At 61.8% G+C, this 15930-nt stretch carries 15 protein-coding genes; 14 read left to right on the top strand and 1 reads right to left on the bottom strand.

Annotation, left to right across the window (positions count from 1 at the left end; genetic code table 11):
• Window positions 1-90: 90 nt before the first annotated feature.
• The gene (locus HEQ16_01575) at window positions 91-2766 is read right to left on the bottom strand and encodes a mechanosensitive ion channel (protein ID MCO4052752.1); all 2676 of its coding nucleotides are present in this window, start codon (window positions 2764-2766) and stop codon (window positions 91-93) included.
• A gap of 316 nt (window positions 2767-3082) precedes the next feature.
• Here HEQ16_01575 and HEQ16_01580 point away from each other — a divergent pair, with 316 nt between their 5' ends.
• The 14 genes from HEQ16_01580 (at window position 3083) to HEQ16_01645 (ending at window position 15907) form a co-directional block, all read left to right on the top strand.
• Entirely contained in the window at window positions 3083-3919 is an 837-nt protein-coding gene (locus HEQ16_01580) for an IS5 family transposase (protein ID MCO4052753.1), read from the top strand.
• A 713-nt stretch (window positions 3920-4632) separates the two neighbouring features.
• A complete protein-coding gene (locus HEQ16_01585; GenBank protein ID MCO4052754.1) occupies window positions 4633-5391 on the top strand; it encodes an alpha/beta fold hydrolase in 759 nt (252 codons plus the stop codon).
• 40 nt (window positions 5392-5431) lie between these two features.
• Window positions 5432-5575, top strand: a complete 144-nt coding sequence (locus HEQ16_01590) for a hypothetical protein (GenBank protein MCO4052755.1) — start codon at window positions 5432-5434, stop codon at window positions 5573-5575.
• A 73-nt stretch (window positions 5576-5648) separates the two neighbouring features.
• Entirely contained in the window at window positions 5649-6491 is an 843-nt protein-coding gene (locus tag HEQ16_01595; protein ID MCO4052756.1) for a lytic transglycosylase domain-containing protein, read from the top strand.
• A gap of 15 nt (window positions 6492-6506) precedes the next feature.
• Entirely contained in the window at window positions 6507-6812 is a 306-nt protein-coding gene (locus tag HEQ16_01600) for a conjugal transfer protein TrbC (protein MCO4052757.1), read from the top strand.
• A gap of 6 nt (window positions 6813-6818) precedes the next feature.
• Window positions 6819-7115, top strand: a complete 297-nt coding sequence (locus HEQ16_01605) for a conjugal transfer protein (GenBank protein MCO4052758.1) — start codon at window positions 6819-6821, stop codon at window positions 7113-7115.
• Window positions 7116-7120: 5 nt separating this feature from the next.
• A complete protein-coding gene (locus HEQ16_01610) occupies window positions 7121-9532 on the top strand; it encodes a VirB4 family type IV secretion/conjugal transfer ATPase (GenBank protein ID MCO4052759.1) in 2412 nt (803 codons plus the stop codon).
• 8 nt (window positions 9533-9540) lie between these two features.
• A complete protein-coding gene (locus tag HEQ16_01615) occupies window positions 9541-10488 on the top strand; it encodes a hypothetical protein (GenBank protein MCO4052760.1) in 948 nt (315 codons plus the stop codon).
• Between the two features lie 109 nt (window positions 10489-10597).
• Window positions 10598-11287: a conjugal transfer protein gene (locus tag HEQ16_01620; GenBank protein MCO4052761.1), complete on the top strand. Its 690-nt coding sequence runs from the start codon at window positions 10598-10600 to the stop codon at window positions 11285-11287.
• Window positions 11287-11601, top strand: a complete 315-nt coding sequence (locus HEQ16_01625) for a hypothetical protein (GenBank protein MCO4052762.1) — start codon at window positions 11287-11289, stop codon at window positions 11599-11601. The genes HEQ16_01620 and HEQ16_01625 overlap by 1 nt, the downstream gene beginning before the upstream one ends.
• The gene (locus HEQ16_01630) at window positions 11598-12713 is read left to right on the top strand and encodes a conjugal transfer protein TrbL (protein MCO4052763.1); all 1116 of its coding nucleotides are present in this window, start codon (window positions 11598-11600) and stop codon (window positions 12711-12713) included. Before HEQ16_01625 ends, HEQ16_01630 begins: the two co-directional genes overlap by 4 nt.
• A gap of 127 nt (window positions 12714-12840) precedes the next feature.
• A complete protein-coding gene (locus HEQ16_01635) occupies window positions 12841-13674 on the top strand; it encodes a virB8 family protein (GenBank protein ID MCO4052764.1) in 834 nt (277 codons plus the stop codon).
• Complete coding sequence (locus HEQ16_01640) at window positions 13671-14540, top strand: TrbG/VirB9 family P-type conjugative transfer protein (protein MCO4052765.1); 870 nt, start codon at window positions 13671-13673, stop codon at window positions 14538-14540. The genes HEQ16_01635 and HEQ16_01640 overlap by 4 nt, the downstream gene beginning before the upstream one ends.
• The gene (locus tag HEQ16_01645; GenBank protein ID MCO4052766.1) at window positions 14540-15907 is read left to right on the top strand and encodes a TrbI/VirB10 family protein; all 1368 of its coding nucleotides are present in this window, start codon (window positions 14540-14542) and stop codon (window positions 15905-15907) included. Before HEQ16_01640 ends, HEQ16_01645 begins: the two co-directional genes overlap by 1 nt.
• Window positions 15908-15930: the final 23 nt, after the last annotated feature.

Raw genomic sequence — 15930 nt, forward strand, 5'->3', positions numbered from 1 at the left:
ACGTATGAGGCGCAAAAATGGCTGTCAATTGCCGCTCTGACGTGCGTTTCACGACATCAATCGTCGATGGTTCGCAGGACGTTTCTAGCGCTATTCGGCTCTTGAGAGAACCGGCTCTTCGCGACGCTCGGCAGGTACATCAAGACTTCGGCTCTCAGACCGTGTCCACCCCACCTCGATCCCTGCAACCGGGAAGCCACGTTGCAGCAGCTTGTGAATGGTGCTGCGCGCCTTTCCTTCGCTGCGCTCGCCGAATTCAACATAGAAGGAAAGCTTGTAGACGGCTTGAGAGTCCTTGAACTCGGTGATCACGACGCTCGGTTTCGGTTCAAGCAGGAGATTGGGCACGCTGGGTTTCGCAATCTCGACGACCTTGAGCATCAGTGCCTCCACTTTCTCGAAAGGCACTGCCATATCGATGACGACGGAGATGGAGGCCTCTGTCCATCGGTTGGGTCTTGATCGGTTGCAGATAATGGCCTGCGCCAAGACGGAATTGGGAACCGTGATGTAGTCCGGCACAGATGTCCTGAGCGTTGTCGTGCGCCATGTCATTTCGGTGACCATGCCACGGACCGTGCCATTGTTGATCTCGATCCAGTCGCCGATGTGGAAGGGACGTTCGATGCCGATCATGACACCGGAGAAGAAGTCGAGGATGATGCGCTGCACGGCGATGCCGATAACGATGCCAACAACGCCCGAGGTCAGCCCAACCCCCTGGAGACTGAGGCCAAAAGCAAAAGCCGCAGCCCAGAGCAGAGCCAAGCCATAGATTGATACAGCCACGAATGAGCGCAGGATGGCAGGCGCCTGCATCATTTGATCGTTGGTGCCGCTTGGCTTTTCCCACACATAGGCGGCGAGAACGGCGTTGATCGTGAAAGCGAACATCACCGCGATGAATGTCAGCTTGGCCGGCCAAACGAAATGTTCCAAGCCGAAGCCCAGGGTGCTGACGGCTTGCGTCAGTTCGCCGGTGAACATGGCGAGTAGCGCGCCACCAAGCCCGACAAGGACCCCGACCCAGATCCTGAGCTGCGGCCCGCGCATGTTGACAAACAGGAAGAGCAAACCGCCAGCCGCTGCAAAGGCCGACGGCAATGCCACAGCCCACAAGATCCAGCGGCTGGATGACTCCGCAAGCCAGCCATCGATTGGCCTCGCTGCTATGTCGATCCGAGCGCCGGGCACGCGAAGGGACGCCTGAACCGTGTCTGCACCTTGCGCGAACATCATATCGTCGCCGGCAAAAGCCGGTCGCGGCTCGCCATTGACGACCAGGCGAACGGCTGTCGTGAAGCGCTGGGGCTCGACACAGAGACCGAGCTTGCAGAGCACAACCTTTCGGTCGATCAGCACAGTGGCGAAGCCCCAGAAACGATCCCGCGATGGACTGCCGTCGCCAAGATAGACCGGCTTCCGGTAGAGGAATGCCTCGGAGCCGTCCGGCAGCCGCTGAGGACCGGTCAGGATCGGCTTCCCCGTGTCGATCGAGCTTGCATTAAGGGCAGCTTCCGCCGGGCCGCGCGTCAGGTCGGTTCCGAACAGGGATTGGTCAATGCTGTCGGGCGGTTCGGCGTGCGATATCTTGCCGCCGCGTGCCAGGCGGATCGACAGCAGCTCCGGGCTTTCCTGACGCAGCCGCTGTGCAAATTCCCGAAACTCGGCATCCGTCAGATTCGGGCGTGCCGTCACGAACGCGGCAAGACCGTTGATCGCGCTGAACTGCTGGGTGACGTCACGCGTCGAGCGGCTGGCCAGAAGGGTGAGTTCGGCCTGAGCCGCATCCCGAGCGTTTTCAACCCGGCCAGAGTTTTGCCTTTTGTCGACCAATGCCGCGAGGCCCGCCCCAAGCAACAACACGACGACGGCTGCAACGATGGCCAGCGACCGGCTTGGCCCGGTGCGTGACCTCTGTGCACCGAAAATGACAAATGCGCTGACCGAGGTCACCAAGGCCAGCGCCAGCGTGATCCCGCGAATTAACCAGCGATCTGGTGCCGCTCTGATCCAGCCGGCGGTTGGCACAGCGGCGATTTCAAACCGGACGCCAGGAATGCGGATCGCCGCCGTCAGCGTGCGGCCCTGGGAGTTAAACAAGGCTTGGTCGCCATGTTGCCAGTCCAGTGGCTGCTGATCGACATAGGCCTTGAGCGCAACCCTGTATTTAGGGCGCGGCTCGCACTGGCCGAGCGGACACAGCAGGTTGTCATCAAGCTCGAAGCTCAGGCCCGTGAAGCCACGAAAGGCTCGCGCCGCGTCAATGGCTTCGAATGATGGTCGCGCATAGAAGAAGCCCGTCTTTCCGTTTACGAAAATGACCGGTCCAACCATCGCTGGCACATTGCGGGCGCGAGCGCGTTCGATGAGAGGATCCGTCGCGGCGATGCGCTGCTCGATCCGGCCGAATACGCTGGGAACAGTTGTGAAGGGTGCGATATGTGTGACGCGGCCTTCCTTCACGACAAAAATGCGGCGAACGCCGGGATGTTCCCGCAGATGCGGTGACACGAAGGCGTTGAACGCCTCTTGAGGAATGTCTTTCCCGCCAAAAACCAAGGCGTCGACGCCCTGCAGAACCCCCACGTTCTGTGTCAGGTCGCGGCTGATGCGGCTGGTCATTGTCTCGAGTTCCGCAGCTCCCTCATCGGCTTGCTTCTCGACGGCGCGGCGAAGGTCCGTAGTCTCAACATAAAAGCCTATGCCAATGACAACAATTCCCGCGAAGATAGCGGCGAGTATCCCCTTCAACGCGGCATTCATTTGAGATTGACTTCCCGGTGCATTTTTTTCGAAATGACATTGAAATTGGCGTGCTCGAGGCAGCCAAATTCATCTCCTCTGCCAGATTTGCAACCGTTGTCCCTTGTCCAATTTTGGACCATTCTGCTCCAACGATCCGTTAGACACCCGCACCAGAGCCAAAAGCCCGCTTTGATCGAACCCAAAAGTCTCGACATACCGACCTTTCGTCAGATCAATCAGCTAGCCTCAATGTCTGAGAGCCCGATTTAAAAGTGGTTGAGCGATATCAGTAGGTTGTGATTCCCGTTTGGTGCTGAATCAAATGGGGTTTCCGATGACCTGGACCGCTATCGCTCGCGCTGAGCATAACCGTGATCGTTTGCGTTTTCCAAGTGATTTGACCGACCGGGAATGGGCACTGATCGCGCCGATGGTTCCTCCCGCCAAGCGCGGCGGTCGGCCCAGAACCACGGACATGCGCGATGTGGTGGAAGCGATCCTGTTTATTGCTTCGAGCGGATGCCAATGGCGTATGCTGCCAGGCGATTTCCCTCCTGTCTCGACCGTGCGCGGCTATTTCTATCGTTGGCGGGACAGTGGCCTTCTGGAAACCATGAACCAGCTTCTGGTGATGGCCGCACGCGAGATTGAGGGCAAGCAAGCCCAGCCCACCGCCGGCATCATCGACAGCCAGAGCGTCAAAACCACCGAAAGTGGCGGGATTTCGGGGCATGATGCAGGAAAGAAAATCAAAGGCCGCAAGCGCCATATCATCACCGACACGCTCGGCTTCCTGATCTTCGTGCTGGTCCACGGTGCCAACATTCAGGATCGTGATGGTGCTCCTGACCTGCTCAAGGCGATCCGCTTCCGCTGTCCGTGGCTGCGTCATATCTTTGCTGATGGCGGCTATGCGGGGGACAAATTGAAGGATGCCATGTGCGGCCATGGCCGCTGGACAATCGAAATCGTCAAACGGTCCGATGCCGCAAAGGGCTTCGTCGTCCTGCCCCGCCGATGGGTGGTCGAGCGAACATTCGCATGGCTCAATCGATGCCGCCGTCTTGCCAAGGATTGGGAGAAATCCATCGCAAGCTCCACAGCCTTCGCCCATATCGCCAGCATCCGCATGCTCACCAGACGCATCGCAAGACACTCAATCTGCACGTGAACTTTTGAATCGGGCTCTCAGGTCGCGGCTGATGCGGCTGGTCATTGTCTCGAGTTCCGCAGCTCCCTCATCGGCTTGCTTCTCGACGGCGCGGCGAAGGTCCGTAGTCTCAACATAAAAGCCTATGCCAATGACAACAATTCCCGCGAAGATAGCGGCGAGTATCCCCTTCAACGCGGCATTCATTTGAGATTGACTTCCCGGTGCATTTTTTTCGAAATGACATTGAAATTGGCGTGCTCGAGGCAGCCAAATTCATCTCCTCTGCCAGATTTGCAACCGTTGTCCCTTGTCCAATTTTGGACCATTCTGCTCCAACGATCCGTTAGACACCCGCACCAGAGCCAAAAGCCCGCTTTGATCGAACCCAAAAGTCTCGACATACCGACCTTTCGTCAGATCAATCAGCCAGCCTCAATGTCTGAAGTACGAAAGTGTCTACCAAAAGCCGGATGTCAGCAACTGGCGCAATCACGAACTGCCACACGGCACCAGTAATGTCCGCTTTCCTCAAATGGCAAAGTGGGCTTGAGTGACTGATCTGAGGGCGCAAACCTGATAGTCGGTCACCCTCGGAGGAGGATGGCTGGTTTGTGGTGCGCTGGTTTAGAAAAACTATCCTGAGATCAGGAAGCTCGCTCGAAATGGTCGTACCGGCGTGCAAAGATTAGAACTAAAGCGAAGCAGGATCTTCGTAGGCATGGAGGCCGCCAATGATTAGTTTCCGCTCGATCCGTCTGGTCTTTGCACTGTTCATCACAGCCTTTGCGTTCGGAAGCCTGTGGCCATCCCTGGGTTACGCCCAGAACTTGCGGGGTGTCGGTGTGGTGCTCATCCACGGGAAGGGCGGTGGGCAGGGCCCGCTTCAACCTCTTGCACAGGAGTTGCGGAAGCAGGGGGCGATTATCCTGATGCCCAGCATGTCCTGGAAGGCCGGTTACCGGCCCTATGAGCAAACCGTGCAGGAGGTTGCTGCTGCCGTTGTACGGATCCGCCAGATGGGGGCCCAGAAGGTCTTCCTGGCCGGTCATTCGATGGGAGCTAATATCTCGATCGGTTATGTCGCTGCGGGTGGCAGTGTCGATGGCATAATCGCGATGGCTCCGGGGCACAGGCCGGACTTCATTGCCACGATGACCGGCGACAGTCTTGATCGAGCGCGGGCTATGGTCGCCGCTGGTCGCGGCAATGAGCGTGCCCAGTTTCTCGACTGGGGCGGACGCGTTATGCCTGTGACGACGACGGCGGCTGCTTATGTGAGCTTCTTCGACCCAGATGGACCGGCAGGCCAGGCAGCGCGGGGACGCGGTACAGGGCGCTCCATTCTCTGGGTGATCGGTCGGGCGGACAGGCCTGCCATGCGCGACCGCGCTCCCTATGCGAGCGGGACGAGAATCGAAGTGGACGGCAACCATCAACAGACGCCCGTGGCAGCTGTACCCCATGTGCTGGAATGGCTGGCATCGCGTTGATCCCGACAACCGCCTGCACCTTGGAAATCAGGCCATTGTGTTGAGCCGCCTCAAGCTTTTGAATACAGGGAAACGTCCGCTTTCAACGTTCGCCGAAGCCGCCGCTAAGGACCGTTTTGGGGGCGCAAACCAGACGTCGAAGCTCACCGCAAACAGCCTTGACGAATTGACGAACGCCAGCTGACTTGCTGGCTGCGCTCAATTTTCAGACTTGCCGTCTCCAAAAGTTCATTATACTGAATGGATGAACGGAGGAGATGATGCGCGCAGCTCATGCGATATCGGTTCTCGTGATGGCGACGTCGGGCGCAAGCGCCCAGACGGCCAAATCGCAGGATCGTGTCGCAGTTGCTTCGCCTGTCACCCTCGCCGTCGGTGCCGATGGAGTTCTGAGGCCCATCAATACCCCCGATCAACCGCCGCAGACAATTGGCAACCCTTCCCCGCCCGGCGGCTCTCATCCATCAGGCAACAGTTTCAGCCCAAGAGACATTGACCACCCCTGCCCCGGCGCAGCGGCACTGGATCGAAATACAGCCCGGGACCTGGTGAAGCGTGTCGCGACACAGGAAGCCTTCTTTCCCGACTTCGTGCAGTCCGTCAGCAAGATCGAGAGTTCCTTCAAATCCAATGCTTTCTCCGGCCGCGCCTACGGCCTGATGCAGCTGACGCCCGCGACGGCCGACCGGTTCAAGGTGAACATCTGCGATCCGGAGGACAATGTGCGCGGCGGCGTGCGTTTCCTGCGCCACCTGCACCAGCGTTTCCGCAATCCGTTCTACATCCTCGCCGGCTACAACGCCGGTGAACAGACGCTGATCGAGCGGAACGGCTTGCCGCCCTACCCTGCGACGCTGACCTACATCGCCCGGGTGATGGACGATTTCTACGAGTGGCCCGCAATTGCCGAGGGCACACGGGCCGCTGAGGCCGGATCAGCGGTCACGCGCAACCGCCCTCCGGATGAACAACCCCAAATGATCGGGGCTATGACAGCTTCGGCGCCTGCCGAGCGCCGCCGGCCCCGTGTTGGTTCATCGCCATCACCCGAACCAGTCCCTGTCAGCTGGAACAGCGGCTTTGTCGCCAATTTCGATTGAACGCATGGAGCGCTCATGTCCCGATGGCCCCGTCTGATCCTGACCGCCCAGTGCTTGCTGATCGCGCTGCATGCAAGCGCCTACGCGAACCAGCTCCAGCCCGTGCAAAGCACCTTGCAGCGGCTCGTGCAGACGCTCACGGGGCCGATCGCAACCTCACTCGCGATCCTCGCCGTGATCGCTGCCGGTTTTCTCGCCTTCGTCGGACGCCTCAACTGGTTCTTCGCAGGCAGCATCATCTTCGGCATCGTCCTGGTGTTCGGCTCGGCCCAGATCGTGTCGTTCTTCCAGTCCGCAGTTGGCGGCGGTGGCGGAGGCTGACGCATCATGGACGAGCGCGACCTTGAAGAGCCGCTGATCACGCCTCTGGTGAAGCCGCTGACGGTGTCGCCAACGCTGCTGGGCGTGCCGTATTCGTATTTCATGTTCACGGGGGTGTGCACGGCGGTGATCTTCCTCGCCACCAAGAACCTGTGGTTTCTGTTCAGCTGCCTGCCGATCTATGCGACCGGCCGCATCCTCACCCTGAAAGACCACCGCATCTTCGACATTCTCGGTATCCGGCTCCGGCGCTGCCCGCCACGCAGCCGGGCGTTCTGGGGTGCGGACAGCTACAGGGTCTGACGGGCATGGTCGCAAACGCCCTTCTCAACGAGCTGACCTACGGCCGGGCTGCGAGCCGGGAGCTGCCGGTGGCGCGGCATGTCCCCTATCTCAGGCACGTCCAGGACGAGGTGATCAAACTCGCTGACGGCGTGCTGATGACTGTCCTCAAGCTCGATGGGTTTTCGTTCGAGACAGCCGACCAGTCAGAGCTCAATGTTCGCCTGCTCGCTCGCAACGACGTCCTGCGCACGCTCGGCAATTCCCGTTTCGCGCTGACCTCGCACATCATCCGCCGCGAGGTGTTTCCCAGCATTGCCTCGAGCTTCGACAACGCTTTCTGCCGTGAGCTTGACGAGCGCTACATGGCCTCGCTTGGCAGGAAGCGCATGTTCGTCAACGACATCTATCTGACCCTGCTTCGCCGAAACATGCAGGGCCATGTCGGCACCTTCGACGTGATGATGAAACGCTTGATGGGCAAGCGCGATGCTGCCGGCGAGTCCGTCGATGAGAAGACGGCGCTCACCGAACTGCTGGAAGCCGCTGCGGCGCTCAAGCAGAGCCTCGGGCCCTATGGCGCGCGGACGCTTGGCGTCGTCAAACGAGACGGCATCTGGATGTCGGAGCCGCTCGAGTTCCTGGTGCAGTTGCTCAATGGCGCCCTGCCCCGCCCGATGCCCCTGCCGCGCATGCCGCTGAACGAGGCGCTGGCGACCAAGCGGATTTCGTTCGGCCGTAACGCCGTCGAGATCAAGGGCGCGTCGCCGACCGATTCACGCGTCGGCGCCATGCTCTCGGTGCGCGAATACCCGGCCTACACAGGACCCGGCTCGATCGACAATCTTTTGAGCGTGCCGCACGAGTTCATCGTCACGCAGTCTTTCGGCATCGTCGACCGGGCCGAGGCGCTGTCCACGATCAATCTGATCGATCGTCAGGTCGACATGTCAGACGAGGCCGGCACCATCGTTGCCGAGCATCTGGCGGAAGCCCGCGACGAATTGCTGGGTTCCGTCGCTCTCTATGGCGAGCACCATATGAGCGTCTTCTGCCTCGGTCGGTCCATGGCTGATCTGCAGTCCTGCGTTACGGCAGTCGGCGGCGCGCTGACCGACCGCTCGATGCTGTGGACGCGCGAGGATCTCAACTGCGAGCCGGCCTTCTGGGCCATGCTGCCGGGCAATTTCGGCTACATCGCGCGGCGCAGCCTGATCAGCTCGAAAAACCTCGCAGGCTTCATGTCGATGCACAATTACGCCTCGGGCAGGCCAAGTGGCGGCCATTGGGGCCTGCCGATCTCGATCCTCGAGACCTCATCGCAGACGGCGTATTTCTACAACCATCATGTCCGCGACATCGGCAACTTCACCGTGGTCGGGCCGACCGGCTCGGGCAAGACCGTGTTCATGTCGTTCATCTCGGCGCAGACCTTGCGCATCCAGCCAAGGCCCAAGCTCGTCTACATCGACAAGGATCGCGGCGCCGAGATCTTCATCCGCGCCATGGGCGGGCAATACGAGGTGCTGAACCCCGGCGAGCCGACCGGCTTCAACCCGCTGATGCTGACCGATAATGGGGCGAACCGCGAGTTCCTGTTCCAGCTGTTCAGCTTTATGCTCAAGCCGCCGAGCCAACACGAGACGCTCTCGGCCTCGGAACAGCAGGTCATCCGCAATGCCGTAAACACGGTGCTGGCCGGCGGGCCTGAGGGCCGCACGCTGCCGGAATTCGCGACGCTGCTTCGTGGCCGTCTTCGCCAGAACGAGGGCGATCTCATGTCGAGATTGGCCAGTTGGGTCGCGCCCGAACAAAAGGGCTGGCTCTTCAACAATCCAGACGACCGGTTCTCCGTCACCTCGATCTTCGGCTTCGACATGACGCGCGTGCTTGACCTGCCCGACATCAGGACGGCTGCGCTGATGTACATCTTCCACCGGATCGAGGAGCTTTTCACCGGCGATCCGGTGATGATCTTCATCGATGAAGACTGGAAGATGCTCGAGGATCCGGAGTTCGCCTATTTCATCAAGGACAAGCTCAAGACCATCCGGAAGCGCAACGGCATCGTCGGCCTCGGCACGCAGACCGCCAAGGACATCGTCAGATCGCCTGACGCCAACACGATCATCGAGCAATCGCTGACCAACATCTTCTTCCCCAACGCCAAGGCCGATGACGAGAGCTACAGCGAGGCGTTTCGCTTGAGCCGCCACGAGGTCGCCTGGATCCGCGAAAATGTCCCAGAAAGCCGCCAGTTCCTGATCAAGTCTGGCCAGGATTCGGTGATCGCACGGCTCGACCTCGGGTCAATGCCGGACCTGGTCCGTGTGCTCTCGGGCCGAACCGAAACGCTGGCCGAATGCGCAGCGCTCCGTGAGCGGCATGGCGAGGATCCCGCAGCCTGGCTACCGCATTTCCTGGGGAGGGCGGCATGAGGATCGGCTTGGCTCTCACCATCATCGCGCTTGTGTCGGCGTCGAGCTTCTCAGCATTGGGCGCCGTGCCAACGCGCGATCAGGCGATCCTCAACCAGCGCACCGAAACCTCGACCGTGAAGGTCCGCTTGCTCGAGACCACGCGCAAAACCGGGACCAACGCCAAGGGCATCCGCTGCGCCGCGACCACCGGCCAGCGCGGCACGACGCGGGATACCACCCAATCCATCACGCCCAATGGTGGCGAGGGCCGGATACGGCAATTCGATTTCGGCATTCAACGCGCGCCACAAGCCTCTGTAACGCCCGCTGCCACACCTGCTGGCAACCCTGTCGTCATTCCAGCTGTCAATCCGGGGCGAAACGCGCAGCAGCGCAGCCTGATGGATGGTACATCGACGGTGATCGGCGGGGTCGATACGCAAGCTGCGATCATTCCTGACAGCCAGGCACAGTACCGTCAGATGACAGTGGGGGTCGGCACGGCGCCAACCGTCACAGCCGCGCTCGATCAGAACAGCGCCGTGCGCACCCAGAACGGCATCACCTGGAACCAGACCACCCAATCGGCGAACTTGCTGGTGCAGGCGCTCAACACCGCGAACCTGTTCACTGTCGGACAACTCAGCGCCAGCGCGGGCGGGATGAACACGGGGCTGCCAGCGCAAAGTCCCGTTGGTGGCACCACATGCGCTGGTGGATTGATCGGTCGCGGCACGGCAGACGATCCTTGCCGATCCGCCAGTTCAGCCTGCTCCACCACTGCGCCGGGCGTCACGCCGGATCCGGCTTGTGTGTCGCAACGCTTCATCGACAGCACAGGCAACGTGTCCGTCTATCTCAGTGGTGTTCAGAGCTCTGCTCAGAGCGCCGGGGTCATGCCCGCCCTTGCCGCATCATCAACGTCAGCAGTGCCGGGGACTGATCTGATGACCGCGCTTCAGACCAATCGGTAGCCAGCGAAAGGAGAGGATCATGACGACCCAAAAAGGATCGACGGTTGCAAGAGCGACAAAGCCAATGCTGGCGAGGCCCCGCCATGGGACCACCGGCTTTCGGCTTGCGATGATCGCAGCAGCCCTCCTCTGGAGCGGCGCGGCTTTCGCGCAGGTGCCCGTCCTCGACGGAGCCAACCTCCAGAAATCCACCGAGATCGCCACCACCACAAACGACATCCTCACCGCCTCCCGCGACATCATGCAGAACACGAGAGCGACGCTTGAAGCGGTGACCGGCGACCGCACAGGCCAGGCGGGCCAGCTCGCCAGCATGGCGCTGGGTGGTGGCTTCTCCATGGGACAGGCTCCCTCGCTCGGTGCGGTGATATCGGGCGGGCCACTGTCCTTTGAAGGCATGGGCGGCTCGCAAGCCATGGTCACGCAGCTGATCAACAGCCTGCAGCTTGTGCAGTCGCTGTCTGGCCTGCTCAACGGCCAGCGCACCGGCAACGACCAGGGCTACCAGAACTCCGTCAACCTCGCCGCGACCATGGCGGGCCTTGTCACTTCGACGCAAGGCGCGATCCAGCAGCGCAGCCAGGCTTTTGGAGCTGGCGGGCAACAGATCGGAACAGCGCGCGACCTCAAGGGCTCGGTCGACCAGAACACCATGGTGCAGATCCAGACCGGCCAGACCATCAACGAGCTGACCGGCGTCGTGAACAACGCGGTCGCGGCCACCAACCAGCAGAACCTCGAACGGCTTCAACTCCTGTCCTCGACATCGCGCGCCATGTCTGTGGTTCCGGCACGCTGATGGCCAGAGTCTCCGACATCGCCATAGGGCGGTCCCGGATCGATGCCGGGAACGATGCAACATGTCGCAAGACGCGCATTGCGATCCTGTTGGCGTTGGCGGTCGGCCTCAGCGGTTGTGGCTATCGTGAGCTCAAGGCCCCTTGCGGTCCGGACGAGGGCGGCACGCCAGCACTCTCCTATGCGCCCCTGGCACAGCGCGTGACAGGATCGCCGCTCGACCAGCTCAGCGCAGGCGGCATTCCCGTTGTCGATCCCTGCGGCCCGCTGCGCTCGATCAACGCCCCCAGATCACCGTCGGGGATGATGCCATGAATTTCACGGTCGACACCTTTCTGGCCCGTGTCGACCAGATCGGCACCACTTTCGTCCAGAACGCCTATCAGCAATTGGCTGCCGCGCTGACCGGTTCGGGTGCGGGCGGCACAGGGGTCAATGTCGCGGCCTTGCTTCTGACCCTCTACGTCATCTTCTGGGGGTTTGGCCTCTGGTTCGGCACAGCGCGTGGTGGGCCGCTCGAGGCGGTGTTTCGGCTGTTTCGGGTGTTCCTGATCTACACCATGGCGACGTCCTGGTCGGACTTTCAGGTGTTCGCCTACACCTTCTTCAACGAGACGCCTGGGGCCATCGGCAACGCCATGCTGGGCGCGGTGGCCAATGCCAACAACACCGGGCTTGGCGTCAACCTTACCTCCGTCAATGCCGTGCAGACGGCGCTGACCAATGTCTGGAACACCACCCTCAACCTCGCCAGTGCGTTCACGCAGAATGCCGGCTATCTCTCCGCCGGCCCCTACATCTTCGCTGGCATCATGGTCGTCGCGGTGGCGCTGCTGATTGCCTATGCGGTCTTCGTCATCACGCTGGCCAAGCTGTTCATGTGGTTGTTGCTGGCGCTCGGGCCCATCTTCATCATCCTGCTGCTGTTCGGCTTCACCTCGCAGTTCTTCTCCGGCTGGATCCGGACGATCGTGCTATATTTTGTGGTGCAGGTGCTGATCTACGCCTTCCTCGCCTTCTTTCTCGCGCTCTCGCAGCAGTATTTCGATGCGGCGACCGGGGTAGCCGCCAACCAGACCGCCACTTTTGGCAATGTCGGCCCGATCATCGTTGTCGCCCTGATCGGCTTCTTCCTGCTGATGCAGATCCCGACCGTGGCCGCCAATATCGTCGGCGGATTCGCGCTTGGCGTGCCTTCGACACGGCGCGGCTGGAATAATGTTTCAGCCGCTGCTGGCCGTCTTGTGGGTGGTGCCCGCGCCTCGCGCGACGGCTTCCAGCGCTACCTTGGCGGGCTGACCACAACCGAACGGCAACAGGGCCGCAGCGTCGGCCGCCGCATGCTGGCGCAGCGCAGCTATCTCGACACGGCCGAAGCGCGGCAGATCCAGTCGCAGCTCAGCCGCCGCGAGCCCCCAAGGCCGTGAAGCGCAATCGTTGATGCCAGAGGGGGAGGTGAAAGCAAAGGCGTGAGAGTCGGCAGGTCAGGCGGAGGCAGCTGGCACAGAGCCGAGCAGACAGCAGAAAGACAGAAAGGCAAAGGCGAAAGACACCATGGCGGCGGATGCGACGGCGATTCAACAAGGCATCAAGCCTGATCCGGGGCTGCAGACCTATTACCGGGACGGCGCGACGTGGGAGACCGCCATCGCCCGCCGTAACGCCTTCTCGCGCGCCATTGCCTGGACCGTCACGCTCATCATGACGGTGATCGCCATCGGCGCGGTCGCCGCGCTGGTCATGGTCCTGCCGCTGAAAAGCTATGAGCCCTACATGATCGTGGTCGACCGCTCGTCCGGCTTCGTCGAGGTCAAACGCCCCTTGGCTCAGGACCCGCTCAATCCTGACGAAGCCATCACCATGTTCAACGTCGTGCGCTATGTCAGGACGCGGGAGACCTATGACCCCCGCGCGCTCAAGGACAATTTCGATCTGGCGCAATTGCTCTCGACCGGCGACGCCCAGCGCGAATTGACCGAGATCTATTCGCCCGGCAACCCCAACAATCTCGTCAGGCTCTATGGCGCGAACACGCTTGTGTCCGTGACGATCAAATCCGTCACCTTCCCCAACACCCGCACCGCGCTGGTGCGCTTCTCGACGGACGAACGACGCAGCACCGGGATCACAACCCGCCATTGGCAGTCGCTGGTCCGCTTCCGTTACACCAGCGCCCCTGCCCGCAACGAGGTCCGCTTCGAGAACCCGCTCGGCTTCCAGGTGCTGGAGTATCGGCGCGATCAGGAGACAGTGCCCGCCATTGCCCCAATTGCCGCGCCCGTTTCCGCTCCTGTTTCCGCTCCTGCCTTCTCACCCGGCTTCACTCCTGCTCCTGCACCTAGTCCTGCGCCTGCACCTGCCCAGTCCACCGGGGCGACGCGGCAATGAATTGGGGGGCTGCCTGCATCATGCTGTGGCTTGGTATCGGCTCGTTCCTGAGCGCCGCCGCAGCCCTGGCCGACACCTTGCCCCGGCCCGGCCCGAAGGATAGCCGCATCCGTTACGTCGCCTATCACCGTGATCAGGTGGTGGCGATCGACGTGACCTTCGGCGCGTCCACCATGATCGTCTTCGAGGATGACGAGAAGATCGAGACGCTCGGTGCTGGCGACGCGCTCGGCTTCAAGATCGAACCGAACAAGCGCGGCAATGTGCTCTTCGTCAAACCGGCCGAAAAGGATGCGCTTGCCAACCTCAATGTGCTCACCACCAAGCGGCACTATGTGTTTGTGCTGCGCTCAGGGTTCCGCAACATCCGCAACCAGGTTTTTGCGGTGCGCTTCACCTATCCTGACACCGCCACAACGGTGGCTGATCTGGACGAGGCCCGTCGACGCGCCTCCGAGCCCAACCTGCGCAATCTCAATGTCGCCAACGCCAACACGGACTACGGCTACAAGGGCTCATCCGCCAACAAGCCCTCCGTCATTTTCGACGATGGTGTCAAAACCTTCTTCCGCTTCGAGGCCCAGGTTCCCGCGATCTACATCGTCGACCGCCAGCGCAACGAGAGCCTGGTCAACTTTCGCCGTGAAGGGCCGTACATCGTTGTCGACCGGGTCAACTATCAATGGACCCTGCGCAATGGCGACGATGTTACCTGCGTCTTCAACCAGCGCCTGACCAACGTCATTGAGCCCACCGGCGTCGAGCCCTTCGCGCCGCAGCGGGTGGGTGAGCGCACCGCTCAGCCTCCCCGACGCCAGAACATGGCCGCCAACGCGCGCCTGAATTCAGCAGGGAGGGCGCCGTGATGCCGACACCCGAGCAATGGCGGCAGCTTGATCTGGAGAGCGCGGCGGCAACGGCTGTGGCGCGCCCCCAATCCAATGTGGGCACGTTCCTGAAGGTGGTCGTGCCGCTCGGCGCGATCCTGCTCGCCGGCTACATCATCTATGAGGGTCTGCAGACGCCGCAGCCGTCCTTCATCCGGCCTGACAATGAGGAGTTCCGGACAACGCAGTTTCCAGCGCCGTCCCTGGGCGAGCCGCCACCACAGCGCAACCAGGGCACGATCCAGATCCCGGCAGCTCCACCACCGCCGCCTCCACCCATCCCGCCAGCGCCTGTTCCGCCTCCGGTCGTGCTCACCCCGCCCCCTCCTCCGCCAGAGCCGCCACAGCCCATCCTCATTCAACCGGGTTTTCGGAATACACCGCCTGCCGATGACAGCGAGGCACGCCGCCTCGCCGAAGAAGAGCGGCGACGCTGGGAGCGCTTCCGTGCCAGCAGCATCGTTATTGACCAGGGCAGCGAGGTGGCGCTCGGGGCTGACGGCGCGATAGCGGGCCCCAGATCAGAGCCCAGCACGCGTGATCAGGAGAGCGATCCGAACCGGCGCTTTCTCAATCAGGCTGCGGCCGCAGGTGTCGAGACAGCGCAGGCCTCGCAGAACCGGCGGATCGACGCGCTCGTGCCGCAAGGTACCATGATCCGCGCGGTGCTCGAAAACGCGGTCGTCTCGGACCTGCCAGGCATGGTGCGCGCCGTGACCACCGAGGATGTCTGGTCGTTTGATGGGCGTCGCATCCTCATCCCGTCTGGCAGCCGCCTGATCGGCGATTACCGCTCCGGCATTACACGCGGCCAGACGCGGGTGTTTATCGTCTGGACGCGGATGCTGCGCGCGGACGGGGTGTCCGTGCAACTCGGCTCCATCGGCACCGACGATCTTGGCCGCAGCGGTGCGACTGGCTTTGTCGACAACAAGTACCTTGAGCGCTTCGGCGCGGCGATCGTGCTGAGCGTCGTAGGAGCAGCTTCCCAATTTATCGCCGGCCTCGGCGTGCGCGACACCAACCCAACCGGCACGACGGTGACGGTGACGGACCCTGTGACCGGCGTCAGCACCACCACCCAGACCGGCGGCAACAACAGCGGGGGCTTGTCCCAATCGGATCGCGGCCGCCAGATTGCGGCGCAGACCACCAGCCAGACGCTGACACAACTGGCTCAGGAGGCGCTGCGCGACTCCATCAACATCCCGCCCACCATCCATCTCGATCAGGGTACGCGCGTGATCGTCTTCGTGCGTCGCGATCTCGATTTCTCGGGGCTCTATCCCGATCCCGTCCGCGAGGCGCTGAGGGAGATCCAACGTGAACGCCAGCGCGCTCCGTAGCTCCGGGCCAAATGCTGGGGAAA

It is taken from the genome of Bosea sp. (in: a-proteobacteria), from assembly GCA_023910605.1.
Taxonomy (GTDB): Bacteria; Pseudomonadota; Alphaproteobacteria; order Rhizobiales; family Beijerinckiaceae; genus Allobosea.

Coding starts and splice junctions, on each gene's coding strand:
- HEQ16_01605 (MCO4052758.1), top strand. CDS start 6,819: ATGGACGAGCGCGACCTTGAAGAGCCGCTGATCACGCCTCTGGTGAAG.
- HEQ16_01610 (MCO4052759.1), top strand. CDS start 7,121: ATGGTCGCAAACGCCCTTCTCAACGAGCTGACCTACGGCCGGGCTGCG.
- HEQ16_01575 (MCO4052752.1), bottom strand. CDS start 2,766: ATGAATGCCGCGTTGAAGGGGATACTCGCCGCTATCTTCGCGGGAATT.
- HEQ16_01640 (MCO4052765.1), top strand. CDS start 13,671: ATGAATTGGGGGGCTGCCTGCATCATGCTGTGGCTTGGTATCGGCTCG.
- HEQ16_01620 (MCO4052761.1), top strand. CDS start 10,598: ATGATCGCAGCAGCCCTCCTCTGGAGCGGCGCGGCTTTCGCGCAGGTG.
- HEQ16_01635 (MCO4052764.1), top strand. CDS start 12,841: ATGGCGGCGGATGCGACGGCGATTCAACAAGGCATCAAGCCTGATCCG.
- HEQ16_01630 (MCO4052763.1), top strand. CDS start 11,598: ATGAATTTCACGGTCGACACCTTTCTGGCCCGTGTCGACCAGATCGGC.
- HEQ16_01595 (MCO4052756.1), top strand. CDS start 5,649: ATGATGCGCGCAGCTCATGCGATATCGGTTCTCGTGATGGCGACGTCG.
- HEQ16_01625 (MCO4052762.1), top strand. CDS start 11,287: ATGGCCAGAGTCTCCGACATCGCCATAGGGCGGTCCCGGATCGATGCC.
- HEQ16_01585 (MCO4052754.1), top strand. CDS start 4,633: ATGATTAGTTTCCGCTCGATCCGTCTGGTCTTTGCACTGTTCATCACA.
- HEQ16_01645 (MCO4052766.1), top strand. CDS start 14,540: ATGCCGACACCCGAGCAATGGCGGCAGCTTGATCTGGAGAGCGCGGCG.
- HEQ16_01580 (MCO4052753.1), top strand. CDS start 3,083: ATGACCTGGACCGCTATCGCTCGCGCTGAGCATAACCGTGATCGTTTG.
- HEQ16_01600 (MCO4052757.1), top strand. CDS start 6,507: ATGTCCCGATGGCCCCGTCTGATCCTGACCGCCCAGTGCTTGCTGATC.